Here is a 19,042-nt window from a genome sequence, read left to right on the forward strand (position 1 = left end):
CCAACGCAATACGAACATAGTTGGCACGCTTCACAGCTTCAAAAAACCAACCCATGACACGGGCTATGGGGTACGTATTTCGGGGGCAAGGTCAGTTGGCCACGCTTAGCGGTGCCCCAATGTGCGAACTCCTTGAGATCGCCGCATAGGCCAGCATGTTGTCGCTCAACGCCTTCTCCAGGTACTTCTTACGGGCTCGCTCAGGCATACCCATAGCCTTCGTGTGAGCGCTTGCGTAATAGAACGCTGTGGCCAGGCCCACCGAGATAACCACTTGCATGGTCTGGTCGAGGACTTGCCCGTTGCGGGTTGCCTCCATCCAACCACGAGCCCCACGGCCATTGAGGCTCCTCAAGACAAACATCTTGAACTGAAGGGCCATCGCCCAGCCCGCCCCGTACTGCTTAGAGGGCGCATAGGACATCTTATGGGGGCGCAGCATGGTTTCATCTGCCACACGATCCCCGAGCCGGTAGAGGTCCATAGAGCGGACATCTGAGGCCAGCCCCTCGGGGTTCTGAATGCGCCACTTGCCTGACTTCTTGTCCTGCTTGAAGTGGGCCTTGATGAGGTCCTGTATCCCCTTGAATTGCTCAGGGGAAATCGAGGCAGAGCGCAGACGCTCAGGGCTGAACAGGTCAGTCACCTTGCCATTCAACGTGTGATCGATGAGGTCCACGAGGGCACCCTGGCGACCGGCATCCATGAGGTAGTTACCGGACTCCCTAAGCACCCAAGTGAATGGCGAATTAGCAGCCAGGAACCCCGTACCTGCTTTGATGGAGCCTGCCACCTGGGACATCAGCTCATTGCTGTTCTGCCGAAGGCTGTCCACGAGGTCCTGACGGTCTGGCCTGATGAGGTCATCCAGCTCCTTACCGAACAACAAGCCGTGCATCTGCTTGATGTCGTCAGGCTCAAGCCGAGCGTCTGCCGTGGACCACTTCTTGAGCAACGGGATGCCTTTAAGAAGCATCCGCTGGTGACCCTTAACGATCAACGACGCGGCCTCAGTGATGTTCTGCACACCCATGTAGGCGTTCTTCGTCATGAAGCCGACATCATTCAGGGACCGCGCCAAGGTTGCCCACGCATCATCAGGGTCTCTACGAGCACGCCCGGTAAGCATCTTGATCGCATCGAGAAGGGCGTCAGTCTCCATTATGTCCTTCCCAGGGCCAGCCTTTTGGCGCATCCCGTTGACGAGGTTCTTCAGTTCCTTCGTGGTCTTCCCGGTGCCACCCATGATGGCGATGTCACCGTTCACCCTGCGGTCGTACTGTGGGACCACCCGAAGGAGGTTGAAGTCCCGAAGGTCGTTCACAGAGAACATCCCACCGTCAGGCGCTTGGATGGTCATATCAGAATCAAAGAGGTTCCGCGCTTCGAGGTAGTCGTTGTTCTCCAGGCCGGCACCATCCTTCAAATGTTCCTCTACAAGCGAGCTGGCGGTGAACCGGTTGGTGTGACTGATGCCATACGCCTTGTCATTGGCGTACTTCTCGACTGCTGCTTGAAGGTCCTCAGGGGTCAGTGGCTTGGCCTCAGGGTTACCCTTGTTGGCCTTCTCAAAGCCCTCTTGGATCATCTTGTCCACCCGCTGTTTCACATGGGGACGGCTCATATACGACGCCATCCACGAGTGAGCGATTGCCTGCTGTAGACCCTCCTCACCGCCGAACCTCTGGATCGCCTGGTGCTTCGCCGTGGTGCTGTACCGCTGCGGGAAGTACGAGGAGAAGTGCCGGGAGTCCTCCAGTAGGGCCTTAGCGCGGAGGTCTCCGAACTGTGCCGGGTTGGTGATGTAGTCCCACTTTTGATTCATGTGGGTACGCAGCTCTTCCAGCAACTTCATCTCAGGTGGTGTCAGCTTGGCTGGTTGCTGGGCTTCCAGGGCCTCCACTACGCGACGACTGATAAGCTCCTGCTTGGCACCCTTGGTCATCCGCTGGCCACGCCAGAAGGGGTCCTTCAGGGCCTCATCGAAGCCTTCGGACAGCTTGTTGTGGACCACGTTGTCCTGACTGCGAAGGCGTTCCGCGATGTCCGAGGCGGTCGCCCCAAACTTCCCATTTGAACCATCCTGATAACCCGTGGAAGACCTGAAGAGGTCCCGAGCTAACGCCCGAGTTTCCTCGACCTTGGAACGACCCAGCCGTAAGCCGATCTCTGTGAGGCTACCCATAGTGAAACCACCAGCGGCCCGAGGGTTCTCGGCCTGGAGTTCCGCGAAGGTCTCAACGGTCTTTGGGTTTATCGGGTTGCCACCGCTGAGGATCGAACCGTCCATGGTACGGGCTGCGTCCGGGTCCCAGGGAACATCGAGGTAATCCCCGGCTGGCCCCTGCTTGACCTCTTCGCCCTCACGGAATGGCATAGCTGCGGGGTCTTCATCCAGGCCCTCCAAGCGCGCTTTCTCGCGGTTCTGTAGACGCTGAGTGGACCCATTTAGCAGGGACTGGAAGTCATGGGGAGCCATGAAGTCAATTGGGGCAAACTCAGGGGTATCAACTGGGGGCGCATCACTCGGCAGTTCCCACGAGGCAGGGGTATTAGGCCGAGCCCCGAGGAGCCCATTGAGCGTACCGCCGAAGGCAGCACCACCCGCAATGGCCATCCCCAGGTGTTCCTCGCGGCCTGACACCTTGGCGGCACTCTGTTCCGAGAGGCCCCCGATGATGCCACCAGCAGCCGCACCACCCAGAAGGCGGGACCCCAGGTTCCCCGCTGCACCCTTGGCGGGATTCACGAGGGAGTAGGGATCGCCCAGGGCAGCACCGAGGCCACCCACAAGGGCCGCACCCATGCGATCACCTTGGGTGCTTTCGGCCATCTTCTGGTTCTCCATAGCGAGGGCCAGATTCTGATCGAAGTTCCTACGGTAGCCGCGAAGGACCACATCGTAATACTGAGGGGCCAGGCCCGAGGAGCGCAGCTTGTCGTAATCCTCGTCTTGCTAGTCACTCAAGCGGCCCATGTCGAACGGATCATTGAAGAGGTCCTGAACGACTGTATAGGTCTGCATGAAGTCAGCCTCGACGGGGGCTTCATTCACCGCACGGATCATCATGCCCAACACGGAGGTCTGGAGTTCTACCGAGGCGTTATTACCGGCCCCCTCGAAGAACCCACGGTCTTCATCGTCGGTCTTCCCAGTGGTCGCATACAGCTCCTGGGCGAAGGGTGTTGCTTTGGGCGCGATGTCCTTACCGGTCATCCCAAAGGAGGCGAAGGTGTCCGGTACGTTCCCTGGGACAGCCTTAGGTGTTGCTTCAATACCAGCGGGTGCCTCAAAGCCGCCGTCTGGCTTTACGAAGGCATCCAGCTCAGCCTTCTTGCCTGTGTTGGTGACATCCATAAGCGCCTGAAGGTAACCCAGGCCCTCAGGGGAAACCCCGGTGAAGTCCCCACGGTCATACGCTTCGAGCTGCTTGCGGCCCACTCGGCCACCCCCTTGGTTGTACAGTAGGAGTGCCTTGAGTTCGTCACCACCGGCAATCTTGATGTTGTCCCGCATGTACCGAGCGGCTGCGTCGATGGACTTGGCGGGGTCGTAGAAGTCTTCATCTCGTTCCAGGCCGTAGGCAAGCCCGGTGTGCTTAGTGAACTGCCCGATGCCACGAGGCCCCGTAGGGCTCTGCGCGTTAGGGTTGAACGAGGATTCCTTAAAGAGCTGCTTGTGCAGGAGGTCGTAGGAGACCCCGTGTGTTGCCGCTGCGGTTTGAATCAGGGAGTCGTAAGGACCCCCTTCGGCTTTGATCTTGGCGTAGTCGTTGGGCTGTTGCATGGTTCACCTCCTGGCGTGAGTTGGCGTGTGTGCCTGCCAGTGAGGGGTTTTGTTCATCCCACGTTAGAAAATAGTTTTCGAGACCTTGGCCACGCCATCGATCAGGTCTTTGACCTGCTCCTGAGTTGGCTCAGATTCCTTGCTATGGTCACAGTTATTTCGTATGTCACCCAGATGTTGGTGGAAGCGCCATTGAGCCACGTCAATCACACTCGCAGCCTTCAAAGCCTCGTTGAAGTCCGAGATGGTTGGATGCTTTTTGGCTATCTTTATTCCATGGTTTTCGCAGACTTGGCCGAGATGTTTTTCAAGGACAACACCGGCAATTGCACCAGCTGCACGCGTAAATTTGTGCTTGAGCAGCTCCCGTGCTGCCTCCAACTCTGAATCGAAAAGGTCGGCTTGAACGAGCAGTTTTATGTCAAAAAGTGAGCTGGTAAAGCGCTGTTTGATCGACTTGACTATTGCAATTTGAGCATCGAGTAGGGTTATCGCGGCACTCGCGTCAGCTATCACCTGACCACCCCGTGTGGTTTGTATACCTTGTATAGCGTCTTCGATCCGGTAACTCTCGAAGTCAAGGCTTTTGCGGGTTTTAGGCTTGTCGTAGAGGCGCGTGAAGTCCCCAAGCCTGTCGGGCAGCAGCTGCTTAACGAGTGCGAGTGCTTCTGAGTACCACTGCTGGTAGACGTAGCGAAATAGGGGGAGGCCATCTATGTACTCGTTGGCCTTATTAGAGTCGCCTATGTGTCGACTCATCGCTATTTCCTTGAATTGCCCTGGCATTGTTTGATTTAGAAGGCAGTCATGTACTCGTCTTCCACGAGCGATTAGGTCGTCCAAGTCTGCTTTGTACTTATCTAAATTTGTGATAGCCATGCGATTCCCTTACGTGGGCTTCTGAGTAAGAGCCAGCATACGGCGCGCATTTGTCGGCAACAAGCATCCGAGATGCCCTTCATAAGGGCTGACCTCAGGAACCACGGGAGCTGCAAGGCTAAAGGTCTTCGCTTGGAGTTCCTGGCGTAGGGACACAATCTCGCCGCGTAGAGACTTCAGTTCGTCCATGATTCCCTGGGCGATTGGGTTCTGGGAGTCCTCAGCGTTGAACTTACCGGTCTTACGGATCGACGGAAGGACTTCCTCGGTGACCCACTTGCGGAAGGGCTCGGACTGTGGAGCGTGGCCGCTCAGCAGCATCCGGTAAACCTCGGACTCCGTGAACAGCACAGTGTTTGATTTTAAGCGCCGGCCCAGGCCGTCCGTGGGGAGACTTGTACACTCAAGATGTACAAGTGTCTTTAGGGATTACCCTGATCCGTGCAGCCTGCGGCCATTGCGCACAGACTGGCGAGGGTTAGCCAGACCAGATGCGGTAGCCACCTGCGTAGCCACAAAGATCAGATCATGCTCAGGGTGACCCACGAGGACATCCAGTTCGATGCCCATGAAGTTTCTCTTCTCAAAGCGCATTTTCTCGACCTTCACAGTGCCACCTCCACGCGACCCACGATGTCCACGAGCTTGTAGACGTACTGGGTGGCGCCGATGGTGACCGTGAGAGTCCCCATGCACCCGGTGTCGAGGCTATAGGTCAGCTCTTCGTCGCCAGTGGGTTGGTGAAAGGTGGATTTGATCTCGTGGCCCTGGAGCTGGCCTTGGGTGGTCTTTGGGACCATGCAATAAAAAGGGTCGACCCGACCCTGTTGGTTATTGCTGACGCTTCTTCACTTCTGCGCCGCGCGCGGCCTTCTCGTGGTGGGTCTCAAGTAGACGGCGCTTCCAATCGGAGTCCCATAGGACCACTCCCAGGACAATGCTGCATCCTATTACCCACAGGAAATCGCTTAGAGACGGGTCCATCAGTTCGCTCCTTGGTCGACCGGTCGATTCACTCCATGCCCCGACTGGTTTCCAAATAGGCTCATCGCGGCCTTCTCTCGCTTCCCTGCTTCGGCCAGGCATTACCAATCTGCTTTCGTCTGTAGGCCATCAGCGGCCAGTTGAGCACAGCCGTTAGCATGGCGACCCCGGCAAGCATCATCATTGGTGCCCCGAGGATCATCAAGGCAATCAAGAAGAGCACCAGCAGAAACGAGATGCCCTTAATAAGGATGTCCGCCAGGGCCAGCAATCGGTTACCTAAGGTTGACTGATTCATACGGTAGCCACCGCGAAGGAATCCCTTAACGCCGCTTCGAGTTTCCCAATAGCCAGACGCATATCGCCCCCGTAAAGGTCGAAGGTGATCGTCTGTGAGCTGTGCCCCAGGATGTCTTGGACGATGCTTACCTGAATGCCGTTGTGTTTCATCAGGGACGCCAAGGAGTGCCGCAAGGAGTGGAACGTAAGCCCCTCACCGGACTCGACCCCAACGATATCCCGTAGGGTCTCATTGAGCACCCGAGTGAAGTTGTGACTAACACGGTCAAACAGCTTATCGGTGCAGGACTCAACGAACCGAAGGAACGCCTGTAGGTCGAACCCATAGGCTCCATCCACCAAGGGCACTATGCGAGTCGAGTGCTTGTTCTTCAGTGACTTGTTCCCGGTCTCGTTAAGGTCGATAACAACAACGTCACCCACTTTGCGAACATCCTCCTTGGTCAACTGAAAGACCTCCCCAATGCGAGCCCCTGTGATGACACCCAGGGACATCGCCCAGCGCTTCCACGAGTCTTCTGGGAGCTGCCCCATGGCTTCCATCACCTTCGTTACCTGTGCTGGTGTGAACGCCTTACGGCCACTCTCAGCCCCCTTAGTGATCTTCAGGCCCTTGTTGTAGGTCTTTTCGAGATACCCGCTGTTCACCGCCCAGGTCAATATCGTTGATAGACGAGTTAGTAGCTTGTTCACGGTGAGCGGCTTACGACCTTCCATAAGCTTGGCCTTAAGGGTCGTCATGTCTTCCCGAGTGTGGGTCTTAAGGTCCAGCTCCTGGCCGGTGGAGTCAGTGAGTGCCGCTGAGAGGGTCTTACAGGCGCTCTTCATGTCACGCAGGGAAGCAGGCTTCATCTGGTCTTGCCGTTCTGCGAGGTACAGTGCCGCAAGGTAGCTGAGGGTCACAGCCTTAGGCGCTGACTTTGGGGCTTCCACAGACGCCAATACAGGTTTCACCTCTTGTGGTCGAGGTGGGCATTCAGTGAGTGGCCATAGCAGCTTTCGCGGGAAGTCCCGCCAGTCCCGCCCATCGTTATTGTGTAGATCGAAGTCAACCATGAGCCAGAAAGACACCTGCTTGCATCGAAAGCACCGCGCCGCATCTACAGGATGAGTGCAGGTATATGGTTCTGCCCCGCTGGGGAAGTCGGTCCAGGGCTTTTCATACTCAACATCAGCGGCCTGATGGCAGTGTGGGCAGATGAATATGCCGATAGGATTGGACATCCCTTCAGCGTCATAGCTGGCCCTTAGTGCCGCAGCTTCAGCGCTTACAGTGACGAAGGCATTCATTGAGCTTTCCCCTCGATGCCAGTGAGGTTGCCCAAAAGACCTTGCTTGATTGCTTCGTAAACCCGTTGAATCGGCGCGCCTGAGCCGTAGTTGTCGTATGCGATGGTGCCCGACGACTGGCCAGCGGCTGCCTGCGCGAACGCCACAGGGACGCCTGCCTCCTGCATTGAGGAAATTAGGTGGTGACGCAGCGAATGCAGTGTCTGGTTCTCGCCTTTGCTGTTCCCCAGGACATCCTTGACCATCTGGTTGAGTCGCTTGCTGGCTTTGTCCGGTTGGATGCCATGGTCAGAGGGCAGGGCACCCGCTTGGACAGCCTCAAGGAACTCCGACAGGTTGAACTCGAGGGCTCCATCCACGAGAGGCACGAGGCGTTTGCTGTGCTTGTTCTTGATGGACTTACCGTCTTCATCTTCGTTGATGTCGATACACCACAGACCCGCTGACTGCTTGATGTCTGCCTTGGTCAGGTAACTGATTTCACCGATACGAGCCCCAGTGACGGCCAGAAGAGATAACGTCCAGCGCTCCCAGGAAGCTGAGGGCAGGGCGTGGGCGTGAGTCATCAGGGTTACGACTTGTTCCCGAGTGAATGTCACACGCTCGCTATCTGCGCCCTTGGTGAGCTTGAGTTTATCCGTGTGTTGCTTGGCGAGCTTTTCCGCCCGAACTGCCCAGGTCATAACCGCCCGAAGCTTGGCCAATAGGTTGTTCACGGTGGACGCCTTACGGCCTTCCAGTAGTTTGGCCCTGAGTGCCGCCATGTCCTCACGAGTGTGCACCCGAAGGTCTGTCACTCCGATGGCTGTGAAGGCGCGACCAATGACCGTATGGGCGGTAATAGCGGCTTTCCCGCTGCTTCCCTTGAGGTTGATGCTGTGTTCCGCCATGTAGAGGCTGGACAGCTCGTCCCAACTCAGGGGGTCTTGAGGTGCGCCTACAGATAGGGATAGACGCGCATCATTTCCTCTATCGATTGGTTGAATATGATTTATCTTATCAATGATCGTAACCAGTGCCCCAGGACGGCCCTCAAGTCGCGCGTTTGCTGCTGCCATGACGCTTTGACCGATAGAAAGCGCTCGGGTCTGTGCAAGGCTCAGGGTTCCCTGCTTGCTGAACTCTTTCAGGGCGCCATACATTTCTCGGTAGAACTCACTGTGCGTGAGGTCGGACCCTATGTCCCCGTGGGTGACCTCAAGGCACTCCTGGGTTATGGCCAGCAGCCGCGTCTTTAGCTCATCCCAGGTAGCCTCGGGGTTCCCAAGATGAAAGTAGGCAAGTGCCCGCTGGATGTTGCTTGAGATTTCCATGGCTATGGTTCTGTCAGTGGTACGAAGTGAGATCGTGAAGACCCCCGCTGTTTGGTTTCGGGGCCTGAAACGAAGGTAATAGCGCCCGTTGCGCCTGTAGTGCCAAGGCTTAGCGAGCTGAGTGGTCAGTCTGGGCGGCGCGGTTTGTAACAGACTTGTGTCACTTTGGGCACTCGATTTGATGGTCATTGGCTGGAACCCTTGAGTTTATGGGGTTCCTGTCCTTCATGTGCAATTGCAACAGAATCTTGCGTCCATGGTTCGTCAGTCACAAGAGGCAGGGGCTAAGGTTCTGCTGCTTGGCATGTTGCTGCCGCCGAACTATGGCGAGCGCTATATCACCGCTTTTGCCCAGACCTTCAAGGCAGTCGCCGAGGCGCAGAAGGTGCCCCTCGTGCCCTTCTTTCTCGAGGGCGTTGGCGGTGTTCCGGAAATGATGCAGGAGGATGGTATCCATCCGGCGCTCGCTGCCCAGGAGCGCTTGCTCGAGAATGCCTGGCCGGCGCTTGAGCCGCTGCTCTGAGAGGCTTTTCCAGCGACGGTCTTTCGGCTAATGTGGCGCCCCCGTTTTGGAGCCGTCGATGCCCCGTCCTACTTGGTCCCTGCATGCCTATCAACTGATCGAGCCCGACGAGCAGTTGGACCTGTTCGCCTGCCGTGAAGTACGTGTGCACCTGGTCGCTCGGCAGCTGGAATTGGGCGGCTTCGCGGACCGTACCCTGTGCGGCGGCTTGCTGCCGGCCCAGCCGCTGTGGCGCCAGGTCGACCGCGCGCTGCTGCGTGACAAACGCCTGTGCCCGGCCTGCGCCGCCACGCTTGAGGCACAGCGCCGCGGCCTGCATGGTATCTGGCCGCAGGCCTGAGCAGGGCCTCCCGAACGGATTCGACGCCGTGTACAATCGGCGCATTACCTCAGTTCTACTCCAAGGATTATCGGATGTTGTCGCGCTCCGTTACCGTCGCCCGCTGTCTTTCCCTTAGTGCCCTGTTCGCTGCTGGGGCGGTCGAGGCTCTTGAGCTTCCCTTGCCGCCTCCTGGCGAAGACATCGTCGGCGAAGTCCGAGTGATCCAGGCCAAGTACGAGGACACCTTTGCCGATCTGGGCACCGCCAATGATCTGGGTTATCTCGAGATGGTTGTGGCCAACCCGGGTGTCGATCCCTGGCTGCCCGGTGAGGGCACCGAAGTCATCCTGCCGACGCGCTTTATTCTGCCGCCAGGGCCGCGTGAAGGTATTGTGATCAACCTGGCGGAGTACCGCCTTTACTACTACCCGAAAGACCGCAATGTGGTGCACACCTACCCACTGGGCATCGGTCGCGAGGGCTGGAGTTCGCCGGTCGCGCATGCACGGATTACGGCCAAGACGCCCAACCCCGGTTGGTACCCGCCGCAATCGATCCGTGATGAGCATGCGGCCGACGGTGATCCTTTGCCGAAATATGTACCGCCAGGTCCGGATAACCCGCTGGGGCCTTACAAGATGACCTTGTCTGTACCGGGTTACCTGATCCATGGCTCGAACAAGAAGTTCGGTATCGGCATGCGGGTTAGCCACGGCTGTTTCCGCATGCTCAACCACAATGTGCTGGCATTGGCTGACATGGTGCCGGTGGGGACCTCGGTGCGGATCATCAATGAGCCCTACAAGTTTGGTATCAGCAACGGCAAAGTTTATCTGGAGGCCCATGCTCCATTGGATGACGAGGGGGCTCCTTCGATCGTCGACAAACATGCTGCAGTTATCAATGCGCTGCTTAAGCGTAATGAGTCAAACCAGTTGAGCCTGGACTGGGATGTGGTCCGTGAGGTGGTCGCCGCCGAGGACGGCCTGCCGGTGGAAATTGCCGAGCCGCGCGAGCCAATGGCGGTTGGTACGGTAATCCCCGAAGTCTTCTAAGCGGGTTTTGTTCGCGGGGCGTTGCCCCGTGAATAGCGGGTAATAAAAAAGCCGATCCATTGCTGGATCGGCTTTTTTGTAGCAGCTTTTTGAGCTATTACTTGCGGCTGGCTTTTTCCAGCATACGCAGAGCGCGCTCGTTGGCTTCGTCAGCGGTCTGCTGAGCCTTCTGAGCGGCAGCCATTGCTTCATCAGCCTTGCGATAGGCTTCGTCGGCACGGGCTTGAGCGCGGGCTGCTGCGTCTTCGGTAGCAGTCAGGCGAGCTTCGGTTTCTTTGGAGATGCTGCTGCAACCGGTAGCCAGAACTGCGGCCAGAGCCAGAGCAGAGAATTTCAGAACGTTGTTCATCGTGTTCCCCTTGGGGTGGTGTTTTCCATAAAAGCAATTTCCCAACTGGGAAATAAGCCGGCGTACATACTACTCATAACTTGTAGTAAGTAAACTCGGGCGGCGCAAGGTAGCGAACTTTTTTTCAACGCCTCTGGCATCTGGGGGCGTACGGCCCTTGGATTGCTTAAAAAACATACAGAATCTTACTTGCCGAAGCGGCCAAGCGACGAGTGCAAGGGCTCTGAGTGATACTCAACGCATACTCGGCAGGTCCGGGCGAATAACTAATAAAAAGAGGGGCGGGCTATGTTGGGCAATCTGGGATTATTGGCAGGGTTGGTTTTGTTGGTGATATTGGCCCTGCGTGGGGTGAACATCTTTCTTGCAGTATTGGCCAGCTCATTGATTGTCGCGGCCACTAATGCTCTGGCGCTGGACAAGGCATTGCTGGAGTTCTTTCCGTTCGGGCCGCTGGGGGCCTTTACCTTTGCCGGCAAGTTCTTCGTGCTGTTTCTGTGCGGCGCGATTTTCGGCAAGGTCATGGCGGCCAGCCAGGCGGCCAACAGCATCGCCCAGGCGATCATTGGTGGGCTCGGCACGGCTCGCACCCTGTGGGTGGCGATGCTGGTGTGCGCGGTCCTGACCTACGGCGGCGTTGTGGTCTTCGTGGTGATTTTCACCATGTACCCCCTGGGCATCACCCTGATGCGTGAGGCCAACCTGCCCAAGCGACTATTTTGTGCGGCGGTGGCATTGGGGGCGGGCACTTTCACCATGACAGCCCTGCCAGGCACACCGTCCATCCATAACGTCATCGCCGCCAGCGCGCTGGGTACCGACCTGTTTGCCGGCGCCTGGATCGGTTTGCTGGCCAGCGCCATCATGATCGTGCTTGGCATGGCCTACGTACAGCGTGAATGGCGGCTGGCGCGGGTGCGCGGCGAAGGCTTCGAAGCCAATGCGCAGGATCTGCGTATGGAGCAGATGGCCGGCACCCCCGGCGCTGGCCCGCACTGGGGTCTGGCCATCGTGCCTATTGTGGTGGTGCTGGGCGTCATCATGCTGCCACGGGCGCTGCTCGCGACAGGTCTGGCCAGCCCAGGGCAAGGCACGCTCGGGGCACTGGTTACGCTAAGTCAGACTCAGCCGATTCTCTGGCCAAGTTTGGCGTTGGTGATCGCCACAGCGGTGGCGATCGTGCTGTTTCCGGTGTTACGCCGCAATACGCTGCAGGTGCTGGGGCAGGGCGCCGATGATTCGATCATGCCGCTGTTGAGTACGGCTGCAGTGATCGGTTTTGGTGGCGTGGTAACCAAGACGGCCGGTTTTGGTCAATTTGCGCAGTGGGTGCTGAGTATTGATCTGCCGCCGCTGCTGTCGATTTTCACCTCGGTCAGCGTGGTGTCAGGCATCGTCGGCTCCTCTTCGGGGGGCTTGCAGATATTCATGCAGACCCTCGCGCCTCAGTATCTTGCGATGGGGGTCGAGCCCGAAGTATTGCACCGCATCGCCAATATCGCCGCGGGCGGCCTTGATTCGCTGCCCCATTGTGGCGCCGTTATCGCCATGCTGATGATCATGGGCCTGACCCACCGTCAGGCTTACAAGGACATCTTTGTGGTGACCGTGCTGATCCCGGTCGTGGCCGTGCTGGCCTGCATCGCCGTATTAAGTGTGCTCTGACGGCTTAGCAAAAGGCTTGCCGGCTGCTACGCTCTGCGCCGCCCAATGGCTTATTCAAGGATGTGAGCATGCTGAAACTGATCAAATGGGGGCTATTGGGGGTCGTTGCGATCGCCTTGCTGATCAAGGTGTCGTTGTGGCTGTCGGTCCGCTCGATCATGAGCGATGTCAGCACCACGCTCGCGCCACTGATGGAACTGCGCTACGACGGCATCACCTCTTCATTTAACGGACGGGTGGGGCTGGAGGGGGTCGAGATCCGCATTCCTGCAATCGCCGATCGTGTGCAGGTGGCTCACGCCGAGTTGATATTTTCAGGCCTGGGCGAGTTGCTGAGTTTCAAGGAGCGCCTGGCTGAACACAAACTGCCGGAGCAGATGAGTATCCGCCTCGAAGGGCTGACGCTGGACCTGCACGGCCCGATCATGCAGGCGCTGTACATGCCGCCCGGTGAGCGCAGCCTGGCCTCGGCCATGAGTGAAGTGCGTTGTGGCAGCGTCCGCCACATTGGTGTCAGCGAACTGCAGGATATGGGGTACCACAGCGTTGAAAGCGATGTGCAGTTCTCCTACACCTTTCAGCCGGGTGCGCAGACCCTCAATCTGAATATGACCAGCGACACCCATGAGATGGGGGCGATGCGCTTGGGCATGCTGGTGATGAACATGCCGGAGCGGCCGCATGACCTACGCGCCAACCCGCCACGCCTGAAGCGTGTGTCGGTCGAGGTTACGGACAATCAGTACCTGCGCAGGATGCAAAGCTATTGCGCGAATAAACAGGGCGTGGAACACGACGCCTATCTGCAGCTGGCCCTGGCACAGTTTGATCGGGTGTTGCGTTTGCAGCGTATCGCCCTCAATGAGTCGGTTCTTCAGGCCTACGGCCGCTACCTGGCGGACCCTCAGTCGCTGCGTGTCGAGCTCGAACCAAGCGAGGGAATGGTCTGGGATGGGCTGCAGTTCTTCGATGCGCAGGATGTGTTGACGATGATGCGGCCCACGGTCCTAGTGAATCAGACGCTGGTCGAGTCCCTTGGCTTTGCCTGGGTTGATCCGCTCGCAGCGGTACAAACTACTGTGACCGCGCAGCCACCAGAGGGCGGCGAAACCCCGTCGACAGTGCAGCCGGCAGCCGAGCGTTTCGTGACTGTACAGAGCCTGCCGCAGCACGTAGGCAAACGACTGCGTTTCGTCACCTTCGATGGCATGTATTATCAGGGCGTACTGACAAGAATAATGAACGACAAAGCTTACCTCAGCCTCCAAGGCGGTAACGGAACTGCCGAGATGTCCTTGCGCCTGGAGAAGATTTCTCAGGTGCGTGTGCAGTTCTGACCAAGGCTGAAGCAAGCGTCTAGAGGAGTAGTAATGAGCGACGCGTTAACCATTCACCATGACCAGGCCGGTCATCAGTTCGAGACCACCGTAGAAGGGGATCGGGCTTACCTGGCTTACATGGACCTGGGCAAGCAGACCCTGGATATCTACCGCACCTTCGTGCCCAGCTCGCTACGCGGGCGGGGGATCGCTGCGGCGTTGACCGAGCATGCGCTGCAGTACGCCGAGCGTATGGGCTACACGGTGATTCCTTCATGTTCCTACGTGGAGCGCTATATGGAGCGACGCCCTGGCGAAGCGCCTGACAGCGAGTAAGCTAAAGCGCGCTATCGCAGGCATGAAAAAGCCGGGCTAAGTCCCGGCTTTTTCATGCCTGCCTGTCACTTAACGGCGACGGGCGGGCAGTACATCCTTGAGCTTGGCATGCATGCCGCGCAGGGTCTTTTCTGTGCTTTCCCAGTCGATGCAGGCATCGGTGATGGATACGCCATACTGCAGTTGCGCCAGGTCTTTGGGAATCGACTGGCTGCCCCAGCCCAGGTGGCTCTCGACCATCAGGCCGACAATCGACTGGTTGCCTTCGAGAATCTGGTTGGCCACGTTTTCCATGACCAGTGGTTGCAGAGCCGGGTCCTTGTTGGAGTTGGCGTGGCTGCAATCGACCATGATGTTCGGGCGAATGCCGGCCTTGTGCAGCGCCTGCTCGCAGAGCGCCACGCTGACCGAGTCATAGTTGGGCTTGCCATTGCCGCCGCGCAGCACCACGTGGCCGTAGGCGTTGCCCTTGGTGGTGACGATCGACACGCCACCTTCCTGGTTGATGCCAAGGAAGCGGTGCGGGCTGGACACCGACTGCAGCGCGTTGATCGCCACGGTCAGGCCGCCGTCGGTGCCATTCTTGAAGCCGACAGCAGAGGAGAGGCCGGAGGCCATTTCCCGGTGTGTCTGGGATTCGGTGGTGCGAGCTCCGATGGCCGACCAGCTGATCAGGTCCTGCAGGTACTGCGGGGAAATCGGGTCGAGGGCTTCGGTGGCCGTCGGCAGGCCCATTTCGGCCAGGTCGCGCAGCAACGTGCGGCCGATGTGCAGGCCGTCCTGAATCTTGAAGGAGTCATCCAGGTAGGGGTCGTTGATCAGCCCCTTCCAACCCACGGTGGTGCGTGGTTTTTCAAAATACACGCGCATAACCAGATACAGGGTGTCGGACACCTCTGCCGCCAGCACCTTCAGGCGCTCGGCATACTCATGGGCAGCCTTGATGTCATGGATCGAGCAGGGGCCAACCACCACGAACAGGCGATGATCCTTGCCGTCGAGAATGTCGCGCACCACCTGGCGGCCCGTTGCGACTGTGTCATGGGCAGCTGCGGTCAGAGGAATTTCACGCTTGAGTTGAGCAGGGGTGATCAGCGTCTCGTTAGAGGCAACGTTCAGATCGTCGATCGGTAAATCAGCCATCGTGCTAGTCATCAGGTAGGTCGTCAGGTCACGGGTGCCGGCCGCCAGCGAGCCCCGTGTGGCGGAGCACAGCAGTATGAGCACAGCGGGGATGCCGAACCTTAGCCTGTAGGCGGCGCCTGGGCAATGGGTCTAAGGTCGTTAATCCCCAGGGCGTACCAGCTTTTACATCAGGCTGGCGCGCGAATACGCCTCGGCATGGGTGCTTATCCATTCGGCGGCGACTACCTCCATGCTCAGCGAACAGCCCATTTCCTGCTCCCGTTCACGTCGGTAGACCTCGATCTGACAAAGTTGCTCGACCATGCGGGCGCGAAACAGGGTGTCCTCATCGAGAAAGGCGATACCCACGAGGTAACTGTCGGCCTGTTTGCTACACCACGCCACGACGCCATTGCACTGTGCCTGCTGGCCGAGCAGGGGGACGCGCATCTGCACCTGTGTACCGCGCCGAAAGCGCTTCACACAGTGACAGGCGACGCCACCGAGGCTGATGTCATTGAGCCGCTGGGCGTCAAGCCAGGGGCGTTTGCGCAGTACCAACTGGACGGGCATAGTGCTGGGGTGCCGCAGGAAACGCCGCATGATTGATTTCGCCTCACGCCACTAAAGTGACATCAGTATAGTGATTGAGCTGTTCTTGTCCGATTTTGATGCTGACCACCAGCTACTGGCCCTTGGCGGCACAACACTGTTGGTGTTCGTCAGCCAGGGCTGTGCGCATTGCCGCTTCGCCCGACAGCGTCTGCCGAGCATGTTGCTTCCCGTCAGCCATTTGGCCTGGATCGATGCCGGTGAGAGCCCTGGGCTGGTGCAGCGCTACGAGGTGTTTCACTTGCCGGCACTGTTTGTTGTGCGTGACGGCTATTTCCATGGGGCGCTGCACGCACGTCTGAGTGCCCCCGAACTGAGCAAGGCCGTAGGTGAGGCGCTGGCCCGCCCGGCAGAGGAGCTTCCCTGATGTCTACATTGGCCAGGCCGCGTATCGGCATAATCGGTACCGGTGCAATCGGTGGTTTCTACGGTGTGATGCTGGCCCGTGCCGGTTTCGACGTGCATTTTCTGCTGCGCAGTGAATACGATGCGGTCGCCAGCAACGGTCTGCGCGTCAACAGTGCTGTCCACGGTGACATCCACCTGCGTGAAGTCCAGGCTTATACCCAGGCCTCACAGATGCCGCCATGCGACTGGTTGCTGGTAGGCGCCAAAGCCACCAGTAATCAGGAACTGGCACCCTTGATCATTGAGGCCGCTGCGCCCGATGCCAAGGTCGTGCTGTTGCAGAACGGCCTGGGTGTAGAGGACGAGGTGCGCACGTTGTTGCCAGCGAACCTGCACCTGCTGGGCGGCCTGTGCTTCATTTGTGTACACCGCAGCGCCCCAGGTGTGGTCGAGCATCAGGCGCTCGGTGCCGTCAATCTCGGCTACCATTCCGGCTCATCGGCAGATCCTGGTGCTCGGCAGGCGCTGGTTGAGGCGGGCGCGCAGTTGTTTATCGAGGCCGGCCTGGATTCCACCGCCATGAGCGAGTTGGGCCAGGCCCGCTGGCAGAAGCTGGTATGGAACGTGCCTTATAACGGTTTGTCGGTGTTGTTAGGGGCCGGCACCACTGGATTAATGAGTGATGAGGGCAGCCGGGCGCTGATCGAAGCCATCATGCAGGAAGTGGCGCAAGGGGCGATGGTTTGCGGTTATCGACTGCCGGATGATTACCCGGCCAAGCTCTTGCGTACGACCGAGCGCATGCCGGACTACTTGCCGAGCATGTATCACGATTTCGCCTTGCGCCGGCCGCTGGAGTTGCAAGCCATTTACGCGGCGCCACTCGCTGAAGCTGCCTCAGCCGGCTGCTCTATGCCGAGAGTAGAAGCGTTGTATCAAGCGCTGCGCTTTCTGGATCGGCGCAATACCAGCCACGGAATGTGAGGCGAAATAGCACGGGTTCCCAGTTGATTTGTCGACGGCGCTGCTAAGCTCAGTCGAGGTCTACCGCGTAATGTTGTCGAGGGATACCGCATGATTCGTTCGATTCTCTACGCCACCGATCTGGGGTTGTACGCACCCTATGTACTGCAACATGCCTTGTCGCTTTGTCGCGCTTACAACGCCGGCTTGTACGTCGTCCATGCGGTCGAGCCCATGGGGCTGTTTGCCGAGTCGGTGTTACAGACCTATGTCGATCAAGAGCGTCTGGAAGAGTTGCGTAGCACTGGCCTCAGTACGGTGATGTCGAGTATCGAGAGCCGTGTACTGGAAGGGTTTCGTGATGAATTGGGCGAATCCCATCAGGACCTCGAACTGATCCGTGCGGTGCGCGTGCTGCAAGGCGACCCGCCGCTGGTTATCCTCGAAGAGATGCAGGCGCTGGGCGTAGACCTGTTGGTGGTGGGCAGCCACAGCCATGGCGGCGAACTGGATATTCCCCTCGGGCGCACCGCCGCGCGCCTGGTACAACTTTCCGATGTGCCCGTATACCTGGTGCCGATGCTGCAGCACCGCAGCCGCGGTGAAATCCCGGGTAAAAAAGAATAGCGATGGTTTTTAGAAAATCGTCTAGATTGATGTAATAAACCATTAATATGGTTATATGTGGCCGCCGCTTGTGGCCCACCTTATCTGCTTGTGAGGGTTTCATATGAAGCTGCAGCAATTGCGCTATATCTGGGAGGTTGCTCACCACGATCTCAACGTATCTGCCACGGCGCAAAGCCTCTACACCTCGCAACCCGGTATCAGCAAACAGATCCGCCTGCTTGAAGACGAGCTGGGGGTCGAAGTCTTCGCCCGCAGCGGCAAACACCTGACCCGCGTGACCCCGGCCGGCGAACGTATCATCACGACTGCCGGCGAGATTTTGCGCAAGGTCGAAAGCATCAAGCAGATTGCTCAGGAGTTCTCCAACGAGCGCAAAGGCACGCTGTCCATCGCCACTACCCATACCCAGGCGCGCTATGCACTGCCGCCGGTGATCAGCAGCTTTATCCAGCAATACCCCGATGTGGCCCTGCACATGCACCAGGGCACGCCGATGCAGATTGCCGAGATGGCCGCCGATGGCACGGTGGATTTCGCCATCGCCACCGAAGGTCTGGAGCTGTTCAATGACCTGGTGATGATGCCGTGCTATCGCTGGAATCGCTGCGTGGTTGTGCCGCAAGGTCACCCCCTGGCGAAGCTACCGAAGCTGACCCTGGAGGCGCTGGCCGAATACTCGATCGTGACCTACGTGTTTGGCTTCACCGGTCGCTCCAAGCTCGATGAGGCCTTCAGTCATCGCGGGCTGACGCCCAAGGTGGTGTTCACTGCGGCGGATGCCGACGTAATCAAAACCTATGTGCGGTTGGGCCTGGGGGTCGGCATCGTGGCGCGCATGGCCGTCGATGCCAAGCTTGACCCGGACCTGGTGGTGCTTGATGCCAGTGATCTGTTCGAGTCGAGCGTGACCAAGATCGGCTTTCGCCGTGGCACCTTCCTGCGCGGCTTCATGTGCGAGTTCATCGAGAAGTTCGCCCCGCACCTGACCCGTGACATGCTCGCCAAAGCTGTGCAGTGCCACAACAAGTCGGAGCTCGAAGATCTGTTTCACGGCGTGGACCTGCCGACGTACTAAAGCAAAGGCTACGTCCCAGTTGGCTGTACAGCCCGTAGGAGCGAATTTATTCGCGATGATCACGGCGCAATCGCGAATAAAGGCCAGGGTCGCGATACGCATCAAATGTCGGTCAATGCCAGGTCGCGTAGGTGAGGCCGGGCGGCGCTCCGCTTTAGCCGCGATCA

The 19,042-nt window shown here is 58.4% G+C and carries 21 protein-coding genes and 1 pseudogene; 10 read left to right on the plus strand and 12 right to left on the minus strand.

All coding sequences use genetic code 11. From position 1 onward, the window contains the following. Nucleotides 1-91 precede the first annotated feature (91 nt). The 9 genes from BMW49_RS17650 to BMW49_RS17690 form a co-directional block, all read right to left on the minus strand. A complete protein-coding gene (locus BMW49_RS17650; RefSeq protein ID WP_139205707.1) occupies nt 92-2,833 on the minus strand; it encodes a hypothetical protein in 2,742 nt (913 codons plus the stop codon). A 123-nt stretch (nt 2,834-2,956) separates the two neighbouring features. After that, nucleotides 2,957-3,787 carry a transglycosylase SLT domain-containing protein gene (locus tag BMW49_RS17655; protein ID WP_069519166.1) on the minus strand — a complete coding sequence of 277 codons (831 nt, stop codon included), beginning with the start codon at nt 3,785-3,787 and terminating at the stop codon, nt 2,957-2,959. Between the two features lie 63 nt (nt 3,788-3,850). Continuing rightward, nucleotides 3,851-4,666, minus strand: a complete 816-nt coding sequence (locus BMW49_RS17660; RefSeq protein WP_069519165.1) for a hypothetical protein — start codon at nt 4,664-4,666, stop codon at nt 3,851-3,853. A 9-nt stretch (nt 4,667-4,675) separates the two neighbouring features. Further along, nucleotides 4,676-5,044 carry a BRO-N domain-containing protein gene (locus tag BMW49_RS17665; protein ID WP_083251750.1) on the minus strand — a complete coding sequence of 123 codons (369 nt, stop codon included), beginning with the start codon at nt 5,042-5,044 and terminating at the stop codon, nt 4,676-4,678. 51 nt (nt 5,045-5,095) lie between these two features. Next, nucleotides 5,096-5,275, minus strand: coding sequence for a hypothetical protein (locus BMW49_RS17670; RefSeq protein ID WP_069519163.1), 180 nt, complete (start codon nt 5,273-5,275; stop codon nt 5,096-5,098). After that, nucleotides 5,272-5,466 (minus strand): hypothetical protein, encoded by a 195-nt coding sequence (locus BMW49_RS17675; RefSeq protein ID WP_069519162.1) that lies wholly within the window; start codon nt 5,464-5,466, stop codon nt 5,272-5,274. The genes BMW49_RS17670 and BMW49_RS17675 overlap by 4 nt, the downstream gene beginning before the upstream one ends. A gap of 245 nt (nt 5,467-5,711) precedes the next feature. Further along, nucleotides 5,712-5,948, minus strand: coding sequence for a hypothetical protein (locus BMW49_RS17680; protein ID WP_069519161.1), 237 nt, complete (start codon nt 5,946-5,948; stop codon nt 5,712-5,714). Continuing rightward, nucleotides 5,945-7,240, minus strand: a complete 1,296-nt coding sequence (locus tag BMW49_RS17685; protein WP_069519160.1) for a site-specific integrase — start codon at nt 7,238-7,240, stop codon at nt 5,945-5,947. The genes BMW49_RS17680 and BMW49_RS17685 overlap by 4 nt, the downstream gene beginning before the upstream one ends. Beyond that, nucleotides 7,237-8,553 carry a tyrosine-type recombinase/integrase gene (locus BMW49_RS17690; protein WP_167362818.1) on the minus strand — a complete coding sequence of 439 codons (1,317 nt, stop codon included), beginning with the start codon at nt 8,551-8,553 and terminating at the stop codon, nt 7,237-7,239. The genes BMW49_RS17685 and BMW49_RS17690 overlap by 4 nt, the downstream gene beginning before the upstream one ends. Nucleotides 8,554-8,785: 232 nt before the next feature. On the opposite strand from BMW49_RS17690, the pseudogene BMW49_RS17695 reads away from it, so the two are divergent. From BMW49_RS17695 to BMW49_RS17705, 3 genes and pseudogenes are all read left to right on the plus strand, one after another. After that, a pseudogene (locus tag BMW49_RS17695) lies at nt 8,786-9,076 on the plus strand (SGNH/GDSL hydrolase family protein); the annotation flags it as partial. Nucleotides 9,077-9,134: 58 nt separating this feature from the next. Further along, on the plus strand, nt 9,135-9,416 hold the full coding sequence (locus tag BMW49_RS17700) for a hypothetical protein (RefSeq protein ID WP_069519157.1): 282 nt from the start codon (nt 9,135-9,137) through the stop codon (nt 9,414-9,416). A gap of 74 nt (nt 9,417-9,490) precedes the next feature. Then, complete coding sequence (locus tag BMW49_RS17705; protein WP_069519156.1) at nt 9,491-10,453, plus strand: L,D-transpeptidase family protein; 963 nt, start codon at nt 9,491-9,493, stop codon at nt 10,451-10,453. Between the two features lie 97 nt (nt 10,454-10,550). Here the strand turns inward: BMW49_RS17705 and oprI are convergent, their stop codons facing one another. Further along, complete coding sequence (gene oprI / locus BMW49_RS17710) at nt 10,551-10,802, minus strand: outer membrane lipoprotei OprI (RefSeq protein ID WP_069519155.1); 252 nt, start codon at nt 10,800-10,802, stop codon at nt 10,551-10,553. A gap of 288 nt (nt 10,803-11,090) precedes the next feature. Here oprI and BMW49_RS17715 point away from each other — a divergent pair, with 288 nt between their 5' ends. From BMW49_RS17715 to BMW49_RS17725, 3 genes are all read left to right on the plus strand, one after another. Further along, the gene (locus BMW49_RS17715) at nt 11,091-12,467 is read left to right on the plus strand and encodes a GntP family permease (protein WP_069519154.1); all 1,377 of its coding nucleotides are present in this window, start codon (nt 11,091-11,093) and stop codon (nt 12,465-12,467) included. A gap of 68 nt (nt 12,468-12,535) precedes the next feature. After that, entirely contained in the window at nt 12,536-13,804 is a 1,269-nt protein-coding gene (locus tag BMW49_RS17720; RefSeq protein WP_069519153.1) for a hypothetical protein, read from the plus strand. Nucleotides 13,805-13,837: 33 nt separating this feature from the next. Next, nucleotides 13,838-14,122: a GNAT family N-acetyltransferase gene (locus BMW49_RS17725; protein ID WP_069519152.1), complete on the plus strand. Its 285-nt coding sequence runs from the start codon at nt 13,838-13,840 to the stop codon at nt 14,120-14,122. A gap of 69 nt (nt 14,123-14,191) precedes the next feature. Here the strand turns inward: BMW49_RS17725 and BMW49_RS17730 are convergent, their stop codons facing one another. Next, entirely contained in the window at nt 14,192-15,265 is a 1,074-nt protein-coding gene (locus BMW49_RS17730; RefSeq protein ID WP_069519176.1) for a 3-deoxy-7-phosphoheptulonate synthase, read from the minus strand. Between the two features lie 165 nt (nt 15,266-15,430). Further along, nucleotides 15,431-15,850 (minus strand): PilZ domain-containing protein, encoded by a 420-nt coding sequence (locus BMW49_RS17735; protein ID WP_069519151.1) that lies wholly within the window; start codon nt 15,848-15,850, stop codon nt 15,431-15,433. Nucleotides 15,851-15,905: 55 nt separating this feature from the next. Between BMW49_RS17735 and BMW49_RS17740 the strand changes: the two genes are divergently transcribed. The 4 genes from BMW49_RS17740 to cysB all read left to right on the plus strand — a co-directional run bounded on the left by BMW49_RS17740 (nt 15,906) and on the right by cysB (nt 18,875). Then, complete coding sequence (locus tag BMW49_RS17740; RefSeq protein WP_244168371.1) at nt 15,906-16,226, plus strand: YbbN family protein; 321 nt, start codon at nt 15,906-15,908, stop codon at nt 16,224-16,226. Next, a complete protein-coding gene (locus tag BMW49_RS17745) occupies nt 16,226-17,191 on the plus strand; it encodes a putative 2-dehydropantoate 2-reductase (RefSeq protein ID WP_069519149.1) in 966 nt (321 codons plus the stop codon). Before BMW49_RS17740 ends, BMW49_RS17745 begins: the two co-directional genes overlap by 1 nt. Nucleotides 17,192-17,281: 90 nt before the next feature. Then, on the plus strand, nt 17,282-17,797 hold the full coding sequence (locus tag BMW49_RS17750; RefSeq protein ID WP_069519148.1) for a universal stress protein: 516 nt from the start codon (nt 17,282-17,284) through the stop codon (nt 17,795-17,797). Between the two features lie 103 nt (nt 17,798-17,900). Then, entirely contained in the window at nt 17,901-18,875 is a 975-nt protein-coding gene (gene cysB, locus BMW49_RS17755) for an HTH-type transcriptional regulator CysB (RefSeq protein WP_069519147.1), read from the plus strand. The last annotated feature ends 167 nt before the right edge of the window (nt 18,876-19,042 follow it).

It is taken from the genome of Pseudomonas cuatrocienegasensis (assembly GCF_900110925.1).
GTDB lineage: Bacteria > Pseudomonadota > Gammaproteobacteria > Pseudomonadales > Pseudomonadaceae > Aquipseudomonas > Aquipseudomonas cuatrocienegasensis.

Coding starts and splice junctions, on each gene's coding strand:
- BMW49_RS17650 (WP_139205707.1), bottom strand. CDS start 2,833: ATGGCCGAAAGCACCCAAGGTGATCGCATGGGTGCGGCCCTTGTGGGT.
- BMW49_RS17655 (WP_069519166.1), bottom strand. CDS start 3,787: ATGCAACAGCCCAACGACTACGCCAAGATCAAAGCCGAAGGGGGTCCT.
- BMW49_RS17660 (WP_069519165.1), bottom strand. CDS start 4,666: ATGGCTATCACAAATTTAGATAAGTACAAAGCAGACTTGGACGACCTA.
- BMW49_RS17675 (WP_069519162.1), bottom strand. CDS start 5,466: ATGGTCCCAAAGACCACCCAAGGCCAGCTCCAGGGCCACGAGATCAAA.
- BMW49_RS17680 (WP_069519161.1), bottom strand. CDS start 5,948: ATGAATCAGTCAACCTTAGGTAACCGATTGCTGGCCCTGGCGGACATC.
- BMW49_RS17685 (WP_069519160.1), bottom strand. CDS start 7,240: ATGAATGCCTTCGTCACTGTAAGCGCTGAAGCTGCGGCACTAAGGGCC.
- BMW49_RS17690 (WP_167362818.1), bottom strand. CDS start 8,553: ATGGAAATCTCAAGCAACATCCAGCGGGCACTTGCCTACTTTCATCTT.
- BMW49_RS17700 (WP_069519157.1), top strand. CDS start 9,135: ATGCCCCGTCCTACTTGGTCCCTGCATGCCTATCAACTGATCGAGCCC.
- BMW49_RS17705 (WP_069519156.1), top strand. CDS start 9,491: ATGTTGTCGCGCTCCGTTACCGTCGCCCGCTGTCTTTCCCTTAGTGCC.
- oprI (WP_069519155.1), bottom strand. CDS start 10,802: ATGAACAACGTTCTGAAATTCTCTGCTCTGGCTCTGGCCGCAGTTCTG.
- BMW49_RS17715 (WP_069519154.1), top strand. CDS start 11,091: ATGTTGGGCAATCTGGGATTATTGGCAGGGTTGGTTTTGTTGGTGATA.
- BMW49_RS17720 (WP_069519153.1), top strand. CDS start 12,536: ATGCTGAAACTGATCAAATGGGGGCTATTGGGGGTCGTTGCGATCGCC.
- BMW49_RS17725 (WP_069519152.1), top strand. CDS start 13,838: ATGAGCGACGCGTTAACCATTCACCATGACCAGGCCGGTCATCAGTTC.
- BMW49_RS17730 (WP_069519176.1), bottom strand. CDS start 15,265: ATGGCTGATTTACCGATCGACGATCTGAACGTTGCCTCTAACGAGACG.
- BMW49_RS17735 (WP_069519151.1), bottom strand. CDS start 15,850: ATGCGGCGTTTCCTGCGGCACCCCAGCACTATGCCCGTCCAGTTGGTA.
- BMW49_RS17745 (WP_069519149.1), top strand. CDS start 16,226: ATGTCTACATTGGCCAGGCCGCGTATCGGCATAATCGGTACCGGTGCA.
- BMW49_RS17750 (WP_069519148.1), top strand. CDS start 17,282: ATGATTCGTTCGATTCTCTACGCCACCGATCTGGGGTTGTACGCACCC.
- cysB (WP_069519147.1), top strand. CDS start 17,901: ATGAAGCTGCAGCAATTGCGCTATATCTGGGAGGTTGCTCACCACGAT.